Source organism: Amycolatopsis sp. NPDC051372, from assembly GCF_040682095.1.
GTDB lineage: Bacteria > Actinomycetota > Actinomycetes > Mycobacteriales > Pseudonocardiaceae > Amycolatopsis.
Genome location: NZ_JBFBAF010000023.1, coordinates 140,443 through 156,166 on the forward strand (window position 1 = coordinate 140,443; position 15,724 = coordinate 156,166).

General features: G+C 69.7%; 15 protein-coding genes. 3 read left to right on the forward strand and 12 right to left on the reverse strand.

Annotated features, from left to right (window positions below; all coding sequences use genetic code 11):
• Nucleotides 1–87 precede the first annotated feature (87 nt).
• The gene (locus tag AB0M56_RS31650; protein ID WP_364182710.1) at nt 88–519 is read left to right on the forward strand and encodes a DoxX family protein; all 432 of its coding nucleotides are present in this window, start codon (nt 88–90) and stop codon (nt 517–519) included.
• A 50-nt stretch (nt 520–569) separates the two neighbouring features.
• Here the strand turns inward: AB0M56_RS31650 and groL are convergent, their stop codons facing one another.
• From groL to AB0M56_RS31695, 9 genes are all read right to left on the reverse strand, one after another.
• Nucleotides 570–2,261: a chaperonin GroEL gene (gene groL, locus AB0M56_RS31655; protein ID WP_364182713.1), complete on the reverse strand. Its 1,692-nt coding sequence runs from the start codon at nt 2,259–2,261 to the stop codon at nt 570–572.
• A 32-nt stretch (nt 2,262–2,293) separates the two neighbouring features.
• Entirely contained in the window at nt 2,294–3,319 is a 1,026-nt protein-coding gene (locus AB0M56_RS31660) for an NAD(P)-dependent alcohol dehydrogenase (RefSeq protein WP_364182716.1), read from the reverse strand.
• On the reverse strand, nt 3,316–4,062 hold the full coding sequence (locus tag AB0M56_RS31665; protein ID WP_364182719.1) for an iron-sulfur cluster assembly protein: 747 nt from the start codon (nt 4,060–4,062) through the stop codon (nt 3,316–3,318). The genes AB0M56_RS31660 and AB0M56_RS31665 overlap by 4 nt, the downstream gene beginning before the upstream one ends.
• Nucleotides 4,062–5,099 carry an amidohydrolase family protein gene (locus AB0M56_RS31670; RefSeq protein WP_364182722.1) on the reverse strand — a complete coding sequence of 346 codons (1,038 nt, stop codon included), beginning with the start codon at nt 5,097–5,099 and terminating at the stop codon, nt 4,062–4,064. Before AB0M56_RS31670 ends, AB0M56_RS31665 begins: the two co-directional genes overlap by 1 nt.
• Before the next feature lie 65 nt (nt 5,100–5,164).
• A complete protein-coding gene (gene mimD, locus AB0M56_RS31675) occupies nt 5,165–5,536 on the reverse strand; it encodes a propane 2-monooxygenase effector subunit MimD (RefSeq protein WP_364182725.1) in 372 nt (123 codons plus the stop codon).
• On the reverse strand, nt 5,533–6,702 hold the full coding sequence (locus tag AB0M56_RS31680) for a toluene hydroxylase (RefSeq protein WP_364182728.1): 1,170 nt from the start codon (nt 6,700–6,702) through the stop codon (nt 5,533–5,535). The genes mimD and AB0M56_RS31680 overlap by 4 nt, the downstream gene beginning before the upstream one ends.
• Before the next feature lie 61 nt (nt 6,703–6,763).
• Nucleotides 6,764–7,813: a 2Fe-2S iron-sulfur cluster binding domain-containing protein gene (locus AB0M56_RS31685; protein ID WP_364182731.1), complete on the reverse strand. Its 1,050-nt coding sequence runs from the start codon at nt 7,811–7,813 to the stop codon at nt 6,764–6,766.
• A 115-nt stretch (nt 7,814–7,928) separates the two neighbouring features.
• Nucleotides 7,929–9,581, reverse strand: coding sequence for a methane monooxygenase (locus tag AB0M56_RS31690; protein ID WP_364182733.1), 1,653 nt, complete (start codon nt 9,579–9,581; stop codon nt 7,929–7,931).
• A 165-nt stretch (nt 9,582–9,746) separates the two neighbouring features.
• Entirely contained in the window at nt 9,747–9,986 is a 240-nt protein-coding gene (locus tag AB0M56_RS31695; protein WP_360595636.1) for a hypothetical protein, read from the reverse strand.
• Nucleotides 9,987–10,146: 160 nt separating this feature from the next.
• On the opposite strand from AB0M56_RS31695, the gene AB0M56_RS31700 reads away from it, so the two are divergent.
• Both AB0M56_RS31700 and AB0M56_RS31705 read left to right on the forward strand, forming a co-directional pair.
• Nucleotides 10,147–11,982 carry a helix-turn-helix domain-containing protein gene (locus AB0M56_RS31700; RefSeq protein WP_364182736.1) on the forward strand — a complete coding sequence of 612 codons (1,836 nt, stop codon included), beginning with the start codon at nt 10,147–10,149 and terminating at the stop codon, nt 11,980–11,982.
• Nucleotides 11,983–12,022: 40 nt separating this feature from the next.
• On the forward strand, nt 12,023–12,826 hold the full coding sequence (locus AB0M56_RS31705; protein ID WP_364182737.1) for a lipase: 804 nt from the start codon (nt 12,023–12,025) through the stop codon (nt 12,824–12,826).
• A 6-nt stretch (nt 12,827–12,832) separates the two neighbouring features.
• Here the strand turns inward: AB0M56_RS31705 and AB0M56_RS31710 are convergent, their stop codons facing one another.
• The 3 genes from AB0M56_RS31710 to AB0M56_RS31720 are packed head-to-tail and all read right to left on the reverse strand — an operon-like array spanning nt 12,833 to nt 15,698.
• Nucleotides 12,833–13,666, reverse strand: a complete 834-nt coding sequence (locus AB0M56_RS31710) for an ABC transporter permease (RefSeq protein WP_364182740.1) — start codon at nt 13,664–13,666, stop codon at nt 12,833–12,835.
• Complete coding sequence (locus AB0M56_RS31715; RefSeq protein ID WP_364182742.1) at nt 13,663–14,574, reverse strand: ABC transporter ATP-binding protein; 912 nt, start codon at nt 14,572–14,574, stop codon at nt 13,663–13,665. The genes AB0M56_RS31710 and AB0M56_RS31715 overlap by 4 nt, the downstream gene beginning before the upstream one ends.
• A complete protein-coding gene (locus tag AB0M56_RS31720) occupies nt 14,571–15,698 on the reverse strand; it encodes a hypothetical protein (protein ID WP_364182744.1) in 1,128 nt (375 codons plus the stop codon). Before AB0M56_RS31720 ends, AB0M56_RS31715 begins: the two co-directional genes overlap by 4 nt.
• Between the last annotated feature and the right edge of the window lie 26 nt (nt 15,699–15,724).

Here is a 15,724-nt window from a genome sequence, read left to right on the forward strand (position 1 = left end):
CCACGCACAAATAGGTCTGGACCATTACGGCAGCCGACCGGGGTGTCGGCCCCGCCGCGCCCCGGCACCGTCCTTTGTGGAGGTACCATGCACCGGCTGGACGCGATCCGCGACCACGCGATCGGACTGTTCCGCATCGTCGTGGGATTCCTCTTCGCGTGCCACGGCGTGAAAACCCTCTTCGGACTCCTGGGCGCCCACGCCCCCGCGCAGGTCGGCTCGTGGCCCGGCTGGTGGGCGGCGCTCATCCAGCTCGTGGCGGGCACGCTGGTGTTCCTCGGCATCGGCACCCGCGCGGCCGCGCTGATCGGCTCCGGGTCGATGGCCTTCGCCTACTTCACCGTCCACGCGCCGAACGACGTGCTGCCGATCCAGAACGGCGGCGAGCAGGCCGCATTGTTCTGCTGGACGTTGCTGGTGGTCGCGTTCACCGGACCCGGCCGGTTCGCGCTCACCGGGGCACTCGCGGCTTTCCGTGCCACTCAACGGGAAGACCCCCGCGCACCCGTACGGGGGTGAGGTGCGCGGGGGTCAAGCAACCCGGATCAGCTGCGTGGTCGAAACGGAGATCAGCCGACCGACGGCCCCATCCCGAGCGACTGTGGAGTGCTCGCGTCGGGCGAGGGCTGGTGCAGGCCTTCGTCGAGCGGCCCGAACTCGGTCATCAGCGCCGCGCTGCCGCCCCACGGCGTCTGCTCCTCGGCGATCAGCGAGTTCGTCGTCAGCAGCAGGCCGGCGACCGAAGCGCCGTTCTGCAGCGCCGAACGGCACACCCGCAACGGGTCGATGATGCCGAGCTCGACGAGGTCGCCGAAGCGTCCGACCAACGCGTCGAACCCTTCGTCGTCGCCGAGCTTCCGGGTCTGCTCCACGATCTCCTCGGCCGCGTACCCGGCGTTGCTGGCGATCAGCATTGCCGGTGCGCTCAGCGCGCGCCGCACGATGTCGGCGCCGATGGCGTAGTCGCCTTCGAGGTCGAGACCGGTCAGCACCTTCTCCGCGTGCAGCAGGGTCGCGCCGCCGCCGGCGACCACACCCTCCGCGATCGCGGCCCGGGTGGCCGAGAGCGCGTCCTCCACGCGGTGCTGCAGCTCCTTGAGCTCGGCCGGCGTCGCGGCGCCGACGCGGATCACCGCGACCTTGCCCGTCAGCGCGCCGATCCGCTCGGTCAGCACGTCCTCGTCGACCCCGAACTGCGCGCGGTCGCGCTCGGCGCGCAGCTGGCCCACGCGGAACTCGACGGCCTCGGCGGAACCCGCGCCCCCGACGATCTGGGTCGCGTTCTCCGTCACCCGCACCTGCTTCGCGCGGCCGAGGTGCTCGAGTTTCATCGTCTCCAGCGAGAACCCCGAGTGCTTCGACAGCACGGCCCCGCCGACCACGGCCGCCAGGTCCTCCAGCTTGTGCAGCCGGCGGTCGCCGAAGCCGGGCGCACGGATCGCGACGGCCTGGAACGTGCGGTTCACGTGGTTGTGCACGAGCATCGACAGCGCCGTGCCCTCCACGTTCTCCGCGATCAGCACGAGCGGGCGCGGGTTGCGCATCACCTTGTCCAGCACCGGCATCAGCTGCTGCACGTTGCTGATCTTCTCGCTGCACATGAGGATGTACGGGTCGTCGAGCACCGCTTCCAGGCGCCCGGGATCCGTGACGAGGTACGGCGAGAGGTAGCCGTTGTCGAACTCGAAGCCCTCCACGAACTCCACCGACATGCCGATGCGCGGCGACTCCTCGATCGTGACGACGCCGCTCTCCCCCACGGTGTGCAGCGCCTTGGCGATCACCGAGCCGACGGCCCCGTCGTCGTTGGCGGAGATCGCCGCGACCCGCGCGTAGTCCTCTTCGGACTTCACCGGGTGCGCCATCGTCTCCAGGTGCTCGACGAGCCGGCCCACCGCCGCGTCGATACCGCGCTTGACGAGCACGGGGTTGCCGCCGTGGGCGATGGCCCGCATTCCCTCGCTCACGATCGCCTGCGCGATCACGGTCGCGGTCGTGGTGCCGTCGCCCACCACGTCGTTGGTCTTGATCGCCGCTTCCTTCACCAGCTGTGCGCCCATGTTCTCGAACTGGTTGCGCAGGTGGACTTCACGCGCGATCGTCACGCCGTCGTTGGTGACCACGGGCGAACCGGTGATCTTCTCGATGATCACGTTGCGCCCCTTGGGGCCCAGCGTCGATTTCACGGCCTCCGCGAGTTTGTCCACCCCCGCCACCAGCAGGTCGCGGGCTTCCGAGCCGAAGCGAAGTTCCTTGGCCATGCTGCTCCTCCTGTGTGATGGGACCGGATCGGCTAGGGGACGAGAATGGCGCGGCCCCGCACGCGGCCGGCGTCGAGATCGGCCAGCGCGTCGAGTGCCGCGTCGAGCGGGTACTGCCTGGTGTGCAAGGTGACCTTGCCCGCCTGCGCGAGCACCATCAGCTCCACGAGGTCGTTGTAGGTGCCCACCAGATTGCCCACGATGTTGCGTTCCGTGGAGATGATGTCGATCGTCGGCACGTCGATGTTGCTGCCGTAACCGATCACGAAGTGCGAGCCGGCACGGCGCGTCATGGCGAACGCGTCCTGCTGCGCGCCCTGCTCGGCGACGAAGTCCAGCACCACCTCGGCGCCGTGGCCACCGGTCAGGTCGAGGACCGCGTCGACGTGGGTGCCGTCGGCGACCACGGTGTGGTCGGCCCCGAGCTCCGCGGCGAGCTTGAGCGCCTCGACATTGCGGTCCACGACCACCACGGTCGTCGCGGTGAGCGCCCGCAGCGACTGGATGCCGATGTGCCCGAGCCCGCCCGCGCCGTTGACGACGCACACCGTGCCCGGGGGCAGCAGCGGCACCGCCTTGCGCACGGCGTGGTAAGCGGTGATGCCGGCGTCGGCCAGCGCCGCGACGTCCTCGGGGCGCGTGTCCGGGTCGAGCTTGATGCACGCCCGCGCCGAGGTGAGCAGGTACTCGGCCATCCCGCCGTCGGTGTCGATGCCGGGGAAGGCGTTGTTCTCGCAGTGCATGTCGTTGCCGGCGCGGCAGGCGTGGCACAGCCCGCACGTCGGCGTCGGGTGCAGGATCACGGTGTCGCCGACGGCCACGTTGGTCACCGCCGAGCCGACCTCGTGCACCCAGCCCGCGTTCTCGTGCCCGATCGTGTAAGGCAGCGCGACGCCGGATTTCGCGGCCCACTGCTCCTCGATGATGTGCAGGTCCGTGCGGCACACACCGGCCCCGCCGATCTTCACCACCACGTCGAGCGGCCCGGCGGCCTTCGGCTCCGGCACTTCTTCGAGGACGGGCTGCTGGTGGTAAGCTTGCAACCGGACCGCCTTCATGGCGTCTCCTCCGTTTCGGGAATGCTGCTGGCCTCCGGGTAGCGGGCGCGCAGCATCCCGCGGCACACCCCCGAGTTGGCGTCCTGGCTCACGCGCGTGAGGCGCGCGACCCCGAGGTGCCGGTGCAGCTCGGGCGCCGGCACGGCCTGGCCCGTGCCCGGGTCCAGCACGAGCGGGTCCGCGTCACCGCCGGGCAGGCCCAGCTCACGGCGGCGCTCCCGCAGCCGTTCGCGATCCGGCGTCGGCGGCGCGTCGGCGAGCGTGAGCTCCGCCAGGCGTTCCCGGGCCACGCCGCCGGACACCATCGACCGGCACACGCGGTCGGTGCCGGCGAGCACGGCCTTGCGCAGGAAGTCGGCGCGCAGGCTGTCGAGCTCGTCGGCCGCCTCGTCGCCGAAGGAACCGACGAAACCGGCCCGCGCCGCCACCCCCTTGTTGATCACGTCGGCGGCGAAGTGGTCCTTCAGGCGGACCACGGCGCGGCTGACCCCCGGCACCGCCGAAACGGCGTCGTAGGAGTCGGCCACCATGAGGAACGCGAAGTTCGGTGCGCAGAAATACGTCGGCAGGCACAGCTCGACGACCGCCTCCCCACCCGGGTCCACTGTGGAGCTGGCCACGAAACCCAGGTCGGTCAACGGCCGGTCGAGCTCGGGATCGCGCACGGTCCCCAGCGCCGACCAGACCGCCGCGGTGATCGCGGCGGTCTGGTCGGTGCGCGCGCCGGCGGAACCGGGCGCCATCACGGCGACGGAACCCCTACTGCCTCGACGGTCTTGGGTGCCTTGAGGTCGAGCCCCTCGGGCACTTCGAGGCCGTACAGGCGGGCCGCGTTGAGGCCGAGGATCTTCTTCTTGGTCTCGACCGTGAGCTTCCCGTAGTCGGAGAACTCCTCGCCGTCGGGCATCTGCCAGTCGACGAAGCCTTCCACCTGCCACTTCGGCTCCCAGATGGCGTAGTCGGCGCCGAAGAGCATCTTGTCCTCACCGACCCAGAACAGCAGCTCTCCCATCACCTTCGCGAAGAACCGCGGCCGCGCGTGCATGAGCCCGCCGATGACCACCGACAGGCCGGCGTAGACGTTGGGCTCCTGCGTGGCCATGAAGCAGAAGTCCTCGATCCGCGGCAGCCCCACGTGCTCGACGATGAAGTTGAGCCCCGGGAAGTTCGTGGCCGCGTAGTCCACGTCCTTCACGTCGAACGCGTCCTTGTCCAGGGGCCAGATCGTCGGTCCCTTGTGGACGTGGATGTTCTTCACGCCGAGCTCCTGGCACTTCTCCAGGTAGCGCGAGGCCTCCGGGTCCCTCAGACTCCAGCCGCGCGAGTCGCCGTGCCACTCGGCGGTGTAGAGCTTCGCACCTGTGCAGCCCCAGCGCTTGACTCGCTCTTCCAGTGCCTTCAGACCCGGCTCGCCATCTCGCGGGTCCCAGTTCGTGTTGACCACGAACCGGCCCGGGTACTTCTCCGCCAGCGCCCCGTTGGCCTCAGTGGTGTTGAACCCTTCGCGGTACCACTGCCGCAGGCTCGTGGGCTGGAAGATGGCGACGTCGACGTGGCCGGCGTCGAACAGGTCGTACATCATCGTTTCTTCGTCGTACTTCTGGAACTTCTCGATCGGCCAGTGGGTTTCGGCCGGGCCGAGGCTCTGGTACGCGTGGAAGCACTCGATCCAGCCCTTCGCGTACTCCTCCTGACCCGACACCCAGTTGGCGGGGCTGGCATCCCAGAAGTGGGTATGCCCGTCGACTACGAAGTACTTTTCGCCGTCCTTTTCGTACACGGTGCTCCTCCCGGACTGAATCGAGTGCTCTCCCGAGTTGTGCTGTTGTGTTGCGATCGGTGCCGTTACTTGCGCGCCACGAGGTCGAAGTCGAGGTACTCGGCCGCGTCCTCGGGGTTGGCGAACATGATCGTGCGGTCGTCGAGGTGGACCATGCGCCCGTAGTGGGTGGACATGCTCTCCTCGAACTCCGCCGAGTCGAACCAGCCCTCCTCCTCGCCCGCTGCCTCGTCCACCTCGGCGAAGATGAGGTCCATGCGGCCCATGGCGTCCACGCGGATCATCGAGGGCAGGGGCGTGACGGTGACGTTGTCGAGTTTGCCCACCACCTCGGCGATGATCGCGCCGACCTGGTTGTTCATCAAGGTGAAGCCGCACATGTTCGACGCGGTGTTGTCGGACTTGAACGGGCTTTCCGCGGTTTTGAAGACAGTCACTGGCTCAGCTCCTTCGGTGCCTGCAGACCCAGGTCGGACAGGATGCCGCCGAAGCGGCTCTTGGCGCGGTCGAGACCGTCTTCGAACCGCATGGGCTTCGCGTCGGGCTGTGACCACAGCGGCTGCATCGTGCGTGCGGCCGAGAGGCACTTCGGCACCCACGCCGCGAGCCACTGGTCCATCAGCGCGCGGTTGTGGTCGGCGAACTCGCTGTCGTTGACCAACAGCTCGAACATCGCCTTCGTGTAGCGCAGGTCGCGTTCGGAGAAGTCGAACTCCTCGGCACCGATCAGCGTCGGGGTCACGAAGTCGCCGTTCGCCGGTGCCGCCTGCTGCACGAGCCGGCTGCGGAACAGCTCGCCCACGAGCGGCTCGAACACGATGTTCGCGGCGAAGATCGCCTCGCACCAGTCCCAGATCTCCGTGAGCGCCTCCGCGGTCTCCCGCACGCCCTGCCACGCGGGGTCCTGGTTCCACGTCGCGAGGTGCGCGTTGCCGTCGAAGCCCTCGATCTCCTCGGACAGCGTGAGGTTGTACAGCGCCAGGTCCTGCGCCGCGCGGATGCGGTGCATGCTGTTCACGGAGATCGCGTTGTTGTGCATGTTGGTGGGAGCGCGGCGGTTGGCGTTGGCGAACAAGTAGAGCCCGAGGCCGTGGTCCACGTGCATCCACGCGCCGATGTGCTGCGACACGAAGCTGACCCAGTTGGGGTTCCACTGCTCGAACGCCTTCGACTGCCGTGCCGCGTCGATGTTCTGGTTGAGCTGGCGCACCACGTTGGCGTTGTAGCGGTAGAGCGTGAGCTCCCACTCCTCGTTGGGGTCGCGGAACTCGTGCCAGCCGTGGGCCGGCCACGGGTAGCCCTGGCCGCCGGAGCCGGGGCTGCGCACGGGCACGGGCCGGTCGGAACCCCAGGCCTTGAGCGCGGTCCACTCCAGCGGGTAACCGCCCTTGCCGTCGGCGAAGCCGTACAGCCAGCCCTGGCTCAAGTAGTGCCGCGGGTCGGGCTGCACCTCGACGGTGACGTCCTCGTAGTGGCTCTGCTTGCGCTTTTTCGGGGTGTAGTAGTTGAACTGCCTCGCCTCGGAGTCCGGGAACTCGCGGGCGCCCGCCTCGGCATCGGTGAAGACGGGCTTGGGAACGCTGCGTTCAGCCGTCGTTGTCATGGGTTCCAATTCCTTCGCGTCGGGCACTGGCCTCGTCGTTGCGTCGGTTTCCCAGCCGGACTCACGTCTCGTCCGCATCGCCGGTCGTGGTGAACTTGTCGTAGTAGATCCGCTTCTCCGGCACGCCGAGCGCCGGCAGCAGTTCCAGGGCCGCCTCCACCATGGGCGGCGGCCCGCACACGTAGACGTCGGTGCGGCCCAGGTCGGTCTCGAGCCGCCGCACCACGTCGGTGATCAGGCCGGTCTCGCCGTCCCAGTCCTCACCTTGTTCGGGTTCGGACAGGGCCGGCACGAACCGGAAACCCGGGATCTTGTCCTCGAGGGCCGTCAGCTCGCTCTCGAAGCACAGGTCCTTCTTGCGGCGGGCGCCGTAGTAGTAGGTCGCCTTCCGCTCGATGCCGCGCTCGGCCATGGACCGCAGCAGCGAGAGGATGGGCGCCATGCCGGCGCCGCCACCGAGGAACACCAGATCCCGCTCGGGCGCGTCCCGCAGGGTGAAGACCCCGAACGGACCCGACACGTCGAGCCGGTCCCCGACCGACACCGCGGTGTCCAGGAAGTGCGAGAACAACCCGTCCGGGTAGATCCTGATCACGAACTCCAGCAGCCGGGAGTCCCGGCCGGGGGTGTTCGCCATCGAGAACGACCGGGTGGCCTCGTGTCCTGGGACCACGAAGTCGACGTACTGGCCGGGGAAGAACTTGAACGACTCGGCGTCGATGAGCCGGACCACGAGCCGGCGCAGGTCGTGCGTGACCTCCTCGAGTGAAACCACCTCCGCGACCGCCTCCTGAATCGGCAGTCCGGAGTGGATCATCTCCTCGTCGTAGTTGAGCAGTTCGATCGTCAGGTCCTCGTACGCGTGCGCCCGGCACAGCAGCGTGAAGCCCTCCTCCTTTTCGAAGTCGGGCAACGCGAACGTGGAGTACCGGTCGTGGTCGACGTCGTCGCCGTCGAGGATGAACGACTTGCAGGAGGCGCACTGCCCCTCCTTGCATCCGTGCATGAGCATGACGCCCTGCTCGGCAGCCGCTCGCAGGATGTTCTGGTCCTCGTCGACCTCGATCTCGATGCCGACCGGTTCGAAGCGGACGTGGTGCTTGTTTCCCATCGCTTCCCTGCCTGAACGCCGGAGTTCGCACACATCCCGGGTCGCCACCGTCGGCGATCGGGTACCACCGTCCAGGCGGCACCCGATCGCCGGCGGAGACCGGTCATCTGTCCGATCAGGACGCGGCCCTTGCGGGCCGTCCCGCCGGACCCTGGCGGTTGTAGTCGTCCTGGAACGCGGCCCGCTGCTCGGCGGTCATCTCGTTGAGCAGCACGTTCGGGCTCTGCAGCGGCGGGCACCGGCGCAGGTGGTCCAGCGTCCACATCTTCTTCGGGTCGAGGTCGAGGTGCGGCTGGGCGACCAGGGTCTTGCCGTCGTCCCGGACGTAGCCCATGTCGGACACCACATCGGCCCAGTTCCAGCCGTGGTAGAGCGTCTCCCACTCGCGGGACCCGATGAGCTGGCCCATGTTCGGGGTCTCGCGACCCTGGTACGTGGGCCGGAACGCCTCGACGTCGGTCCACCGGCAGGCTTCGTGGCAGTACGTCCGCCACTGCCCGTCGACCTCCGCCATGACCATGTCCTCACGCACGAGGCAGGGGACCATGCAGGTCCAGCACCGGTTCGGGTAGACGTAGTCGACGTCTTCCAGCGCGATCGGGTTGTGCCCGTTCGGCACCGACAGGCGGCTGTAGTTCTCCCACCACTTGCCGTACTTGTCGTACCAGCCCGGGTACTTGTACTCGAACCACTCGAAGTCCTCGTCCGTCATCGGGTCGATGCGCCAGTAGTTGGCGAGCCACCCGGTGGCGAAGAACTGCGCGACTTCGTGCACGTAGCCCTTGTCCCAGATCTGCTTCCACGCTTCTTCGATCAAGTCGTGCGGAATGACCAGACCGTACTTCTCGAGCGGGACGAGATAGCTGCGGTAGTAGTCGTCGTAGATCCACCGGCGCCACATCTCCGCGTAGCTTTCCCGGTCCTTGCGGCGGTCCTTCGTGCCGTACTCGATGAAGGTGCCGATGGCCGCGTCGACCACCCGGTGGTTGTTCCACCACGCGTAGCGCAGGTCGCGCTCGAGCAGCTGGTGGTTGCTTTCGTCGGAAAGTGCCATCAACAGCGTGGCGTAGCCGTTGCTGATGTGGCGAGATTCGTCGGACTGAACCGAGTGGAACACCGTCGGCAGCAGGTAGTCGCCATTGGCCGCGGCCTCGGCGGGCATGGCGACGAACAGCGTGTTGGTAAACGCCGTCTCGGCCACGATCGTGAGGTAGATGCTCGCCGCGGTGATGGCGTCACCGGTGATGAAGCCCTCGGCGAACTGCCGGCCGATCGTGCCGCAGTAGTCGTTCTGGAAGTTGCGCAGGCTCGAGTTGAAACCCGCCGGGTCGATGTAGTTGTTCATGTACAGGCGCTTCAGGTTCTGCTGGATCGTCGAGTGGCGTACCTCGTCGATCATCTGGATCGCCTGGCCGTTGTGCAGTTCCGGGTTCGGCACCGTGCGGAACAGCAGCGGCATGGCCCGCGCCGCGGAAATCTCCGGCAACGGGATGATGGACAGGAACAGCTTCTGCCACTCCAGCCACCGTTCCTGGACCTGCCGGAACATGTTGCCTCGGATGGCGCCGTCCTCGGCCCCGTATACGCGGTGGTCCTTTTCTTCCTGCATCGGGAAGTAGGAACGGAGCACCTGCTTGAGCGGGTCCTTCTTCTTGGCCTTGTGGAACGTGTAATCGGTTCCGTAGTGCGACACCGGCTGGTGGTACACCGGTTCCCACGACAGCTCCTGGATCTTCTGGTGGGCTTTCGCCACGCTCTGGCGGCTCATGGTCTCTCCTTACCCGTCGCGCCACGACGGCTGCTGGCGCGCCCTGCCCGAACCGCGGTACCCGGTTCACCCGGTCGGACCGGGGCGTGAAGTCCTGCGAACATGATTAAGGGGGCGGCCCGCCGAACCGCGAGTCTCAATACGAGACAAGCCGCGGAGATTTTTTCAGTCGTCCTCCATCATCGCGGCCCGGAGCGCGGCCAGCTGTGACTCCTTCTCGTGCTGCAGCCGCACGTCGCCCTCGGCCGTCGGCGTGATCCCCAGCGCACGCAGCAGTTGCGCGGCCGGCTCACCGGGCGGGCCGCCGGAGCCGAGCGTCGGGTGCAGTCCGATGTCCACGAGGTGGCGGAACACCAGGTCGACAACCGTCCAGGGGTTGTACGTCTCCTCGGTTTGTTCATCCATTCGGGTCCTCCTGCGCGCTCGTCCGGACTCCCCCATGAGAACCCCACGCGCGCGAGGAGCGCGTCTCAAGGTGAGACCCGCGCTGGACACGTGTCCTAAGCTGGGCACGACCCGGTACTGCGACACAACGACGTGGGCAGCGACAGGAGGTCGAGCCGTGGTGAAGAGTCCACCCGCCCGCCAGGTCGCACCGAATCCGGCCGCGATCCTGCCCGACGAAGACGGTCTGGCCAGGACCCGGATCCGCTTTCTGACGTCGGAAACCGTTGAGCCGGACCAAGTCCGCGAAGCGATCCTCGCTTCGTGGTGGCGGTCGCGGCACTTCCGCGTGCCCGCCGATCGCATCGACCTGCCCTACCTCGGCGAGGTCAACCTCGACACTCCCTTGATCCACAGCGCGAAACTCGTCATGCAACGGCTCGGCGACCAGCTGGACGGGCAGCCGATCAGCATGATCCTCGCCGACCCCACGGGAACCGTGCTGAGCCAGCGCACCGGAGACACCGACCTGCACCGCCACCTCGAACGGGTGGAACTGGTCCCCGGCTTCAGCTACGGCGAGAAGTTCGTGGGCACCAACGGCATCGGCACCGCGCTCGAGGACGACCAGCCGACGCACGTGTTCGGCCACGAGCACTACGCCGAGCACCTGGAGAACCTCGCGTGCGCGGGCGTGCCGATCCACCACCCGATCTCCGGGAAGATGATCGGCGCCGTCGACCTCACGTGCTGGCGCAAGGACGCGGGCGGGCTGCTGATCGCGCTCGCGCGCAGCACCGCCGAGCAGATCCAGCAGGCGCTGCTGACCCACAGCAACCTGCGCGAGCTGATCCTCTTCCAGTCCTACCTGCAGGCGTGCCGCCGCACGACCGGCATCGTGATGGCGTTCAACGACGACATCGTGATGATGAACGACAGCGCGCGCCAGCTGCTCAACTCCGCCGACCAGTCGATCCTGCTCGGGCACGCCGCGCAGGCGCTTTCGGAGTACCGGCGCAACACCGCGACCGTCACGCTCTCGGGCGGCGGCAAGGTCAAGATGCACTGCCGGCGCGTGCCGGGCCAGCACGAGGACGACGTCGTGGGCGGCGTGCTCTCGGTGAAGCTGATCGTCTCGGAGGCCGAGTCGAGTGGCGTGCCGGTGCCGATGCTGCCGATGTTCCTGCCGGGCCTGGTCGGTTCCGCGCCGTCGTGGCTGCGCTGCACGCACGACGTCGACGCCGGCTACAGCCGCGGCGAGTGGCTCGTGCTCGCGGGTGAGCCGGGCACCGGGAAGCTGAGCCTGGCGAAGGGCGTGCACCAGCGGCGCAACCCGACCGGCCGGCTGCACACGCTCGACGCGCGCGAGGCGGCGGAGGACGACTGGCTCTGCGACCTCCGGCGCGACCTGATCGACGATCCGGTCGACACGCTCGTGGTGCAGCACCTGGAGTCGCTCAGCGGCGAGAAGCTGAAGGCGTTCTCCGCTGTGCTCGAAGAAGTGCGTACCGCGTACGGCGCCAACGCGCCGTGGCTCGCGGTCACCCTCGCCCCGGAGGCCGAGACGACACCGGACCTGGCCGAGTCGCTGGCGTTCTTCCCGCGCACGGTGACCGTGCCGCCGCTGCGCCGCCACATCGACGACCTCACCGAGCTCGTGCCGTTCTTCCTCGCGAAGCTCTCGCGCGGCAGCCGGCTCTCGTGCTCGCCGACGGCGCTGCACCTGCTGATGCGCGCCGACTGGCCGAGCAACACCGCGCAGCTCTACCAGGTGCTCAAGAAGGTCGCGCAGCACCGGCGGCTCGGCGCGATCCAGCCGAGCGACCTGCCCGCCGAGTATCAGGCCATCGCGAAACGACCGCTGAAGGGGCTCGAGTCGATCGAGCGCGACGCGATCGTGCGCGCCTTGGAGGAGGCCCACGGCAACAAACCGCGCGCGGCGCAGCTGCTCGGCATCTCGCGCGCGACGATCTACCGCAAGATCCACGAGTACGGCATCGTCACGCCCGACCACTGAGTTCACGGGGGTCCCGCACGCCGGGGATCATCATGGAGCCATGAGGTGGCCGGGGGTGCGAGGGCTGAGCCCGCGGCGACGGCTGCTCGTCGCCGGGGTGGCGCTCGCGGTGGTGGCCGCCGGCGTGGTCACGGCGGTATCCGTCGGCGGGAGTTCCGGCCTTCCCCGCGAGGGGAGCCCCGCGCAGGACACGCCGGGGCCGGTGCTCCTGGTGCCCGGCTACGGCGGTGGCCGGGACTCACTCGAACAGCTGGCCGACCGCATCCACCGGGCCACGGGCCGGGACACCGACGTGCTCACCCTCCCCGGCGACGGCACCGGCGACCTCCTGCAGCAGGTGGACGTGCTGACGGACGCCGTCGAACGCGCGTATGCCGGCGGAGCCCCGTCGGTGGACGTGATCGGCTACTCGGCGGGCGGGGTCGTCGCGCGGCTGTGGGTCGCGCGCGAGGGCGGCGAGCACCAGGCGCGGCGCGTGATCACGCTCGGCGCGCCGATGCACGGCACCACACTCGCGACCGCCGGCGGAGTGCTGGCGCCCAGCGCGTGTCCCACGGCCTGCCGCCAGCTCACGCCCGGCAGCGCGCTGCTGCGGCAGCTGCCGCCGATCCCGCCGGGCCTGCCGTGGCTTTCGGTGTGGACGCGGCTGGACCGGACCGTGACGCCGCCGGAGTCGGCGCGCCTCGACGGCGCGGTGAACGTGGCGCTGCAGCAGGTGTGCCCCGCCGACACCGCCGCGCACGGCGACCTGCCGACGGACCCGGCCGTGACCGGTCTCGTGCTGAACGCGATCGGCACCGCGCCGCTGAGCACCCCGGCCTCGTGCGCGGACCTCGGCAAGTGACGCCGGTCAGCTGGTGACGTCCTTGGTGGCGAAGTTCGCCCACGCGGCGCCGAAGAACACCACGATGTAGGCGGCCTGCAGCAGCAGCCCGCGGTCGATGTTGTGCCACAGCACGGGATCGCGGAAGAAGTCGAGCCACGAGAGCCAGTAGTGCGTAGGCAGGTACGGCTTCACCGGCGCGGCCGCGTCGAGCGTCTCCAGCACCGAGCTGGTGATGAGCACGGCCAGCCCGCCTAGCGCGGCCCCGAGCGCCGAGTCCGCGAGCGTCGACAGGAACATCGTGATCGCCGCGAACCCGAGCATCGACAACACGATGTAGGCCACGGCCCCCAGCAACCGCAACGCGAGCGACGACGAGCTCAGCGACGTGCCCGACAACGTCACGACCTGGGTCGCCTGGCCGCCGGCCCCGACCTCGCCGCCCGTGCCGAACAACAGGATCCCGATCACCAGCGACGTGAGGACCACGATCGCGATCGCCGCCGTCACGTACACCGCGAGCGCCACGAGCTTTGCCGTCAAGAGGCGCGTGCGCCCGGCCGGGCGCGCCAGCAGGTACCGCAACGTGCCGCCCGAGGCCTCCCCCGCCACGGAGTCGCCCGCCACCACCGCCACCGCGATCGGCAGGAACAGCGGCAGCACCAACGCGAGCGCGGCCGCCGGGTACAGCGACCCGTCGCTCACCACCGCCGACAGGAACGCCCCGCCCTGCCCCGGCGGCGGCGCGAAGTCCGCGGTCGCCAGGAACACCGCCACGATCGCCGGCAGCAGGCACAACAGCAGCACGCTCACCCACACGCGCGGCCGCAACGCGAGCTTGCGCAGTTCGACGCCGATCACCGCGTGCCTCCGAAGCGGTCCGAACCCTGGCCGGTCACCTCGAGCACGACCTGTTCCAAAGTGCGGTGCTCCTCCCGCAGGTCGCTCACGCGCACGCCCGCGTTGACGAGCCGGGTGTTGAGTTCCGCGGCGTCGGCGTAGCGGACCACGAGGTGTTCGCCGTCGCGGTGTTCGAGGTGGCCGTCGAGCACGGCGGCGGCCGCGGCGGGGTCCGGGGTGCGCAGGAGGACGCGGCCGGTCGCGGCGCGCAGGGCGGCGACTTCGCCGTCGAGCACCAGGCGGCCGTGGTCGACGATACCGACGCGGGTGCACAGCTGCTCGATCTCGGCGAGCAGGTGGCTGGAGAGGAACACGGTGGTGCCGTCGCGGTTGAGCTCCAGCAGCAGCTCGCGGATCTCCTTGATGCCCTGCGGGTCGAGGCCGTTGGTGGGCTCGTCGAGCACCAGCAGCCGCGGGCGGTCGAGCAGGGCGCCGGCGAGGCCGAGACGCTGGCGCATGCCCAGCGAGTACGCCTTGACCGGCCGCCCGTCGACGCCGGCGAGCCCCACGCGCTCCAGGGCCTCCTCGATGCGCCGCCGCCGGGTCCGCCTGCCGCGGTGGCGGCCGGCGGCGTCGAGCAGCGCCAGGTTGCGCCGGCCCGACAGGTGCCCGTAGGCGGCCGGGCCTTCGACGAGCGCGCCGACGTCGGGCAGCACGTCGGCGAGCCGCTTCGGCACCGGCTGCCCGAGCAGCTCGATCTCGCCGCTCGTGGCGTAGACGAGCCCGAGCAGCATCCGCACGAGCGTGGTCTTGCCGGACCCGTTCGGGCCGAGGAAGCCGTAGCGGTCGCCTTCGCGGACCTCCAGGTCGACCGCGTCGACGGCCACGGTCCGGCCGTACCGCTTGGTCAGCCCCCTCGTGACGATCATCGGCCGCTCCGGCGCAGCGTGGCCAGATCGGCCGCGGCCGCGGCGAGCACCGACGGCGCGACCAGCCCGGCGAGCAGGTAACCGCGCCGCGAGCTCGGCGGGCGCACGATCGCGAGTGACAGCGGCGTGACCGACAGCTGCACGGCTGTGCCCTGCCGCAGGGTGATCGCGGTACCGCCCGCTTTGCCGGCCGCGTCCGCCGCGCCGTCGGCGACCGCGCGCGGCACGGCGACCACGGCGAACGTCGCGAGCCCCGAGCCGTAGAGCGCGGCGCCCCGCACGCCACCGAAGTTCGCGGTGCGCACCGGCCGGCCGCCGAGCGTCGGGGGGAGGCGGACGCGGCCCAAAGCGCCCAGCGCCTTCGTCAGGTCCGGCGCGTTGGTGGCCGTGAAGCCGCTGCCCGGCGCGGGCACCGGCGTGCTCACGACAGGTGCGGTCTGCTCGACGTCCTCGAACTCCGTCTTGAGCATCGGCGCCTGCTGGCCGCGCGCAGTCACCTCGACGCGCAGCGGCAGCCCGCTCCCCGGATCGGCCCACACGTCGACGCCGCCGATCGTCGTCTCCGGATCGGCGGGCACCAGGCGGAACCCGGCGGCCGGGATGCCGGCGACGTTGCGCGGCGGCAGCGCGCTCACCGGGTCCGTGGGTGCGGACCGCAGCGCCCACCGCGCCAGCTCCGGCGGCAGCAGGTCACCCGCGCGCGGCAGCCGAACGGCCGGGTCGCCCGTCAGCTGGGTCAGCATGTTCGCCCCGTAGTCCCAGGTGTATTCGCCTTCGGGCAGGTGGTAGACGTCGTGCTCCCCCGTCGTGGTCAGCACCGCCACGCGGTAGCGGTCGGGCCCGGCGTACCAGGCACGCGTGGTCGTGGTGGTGGAGAACAGGGCGGACACGTCGGCGAGGTCCGGCAGCTCGGGGATCGCCAGCGAGCCCCGGCTTTGCGCCAGCCCCTGATACGGCTTCGCGGCCGAACCCAGCACCAGGTCGCGCAGGTGCCCGGCGTCGGCGGCCGGCCCGGCGGGGCGCAGCGCCGCGACGAGCGACGGCAGCGCCACCAGCGCGATCGCCACGACGGCGACCACCGCCCAGCGACGACCGCGTTCACGTCGCACGACGGACACCGGCATCACCTCTGAGTCCCCTTCTACGGTCC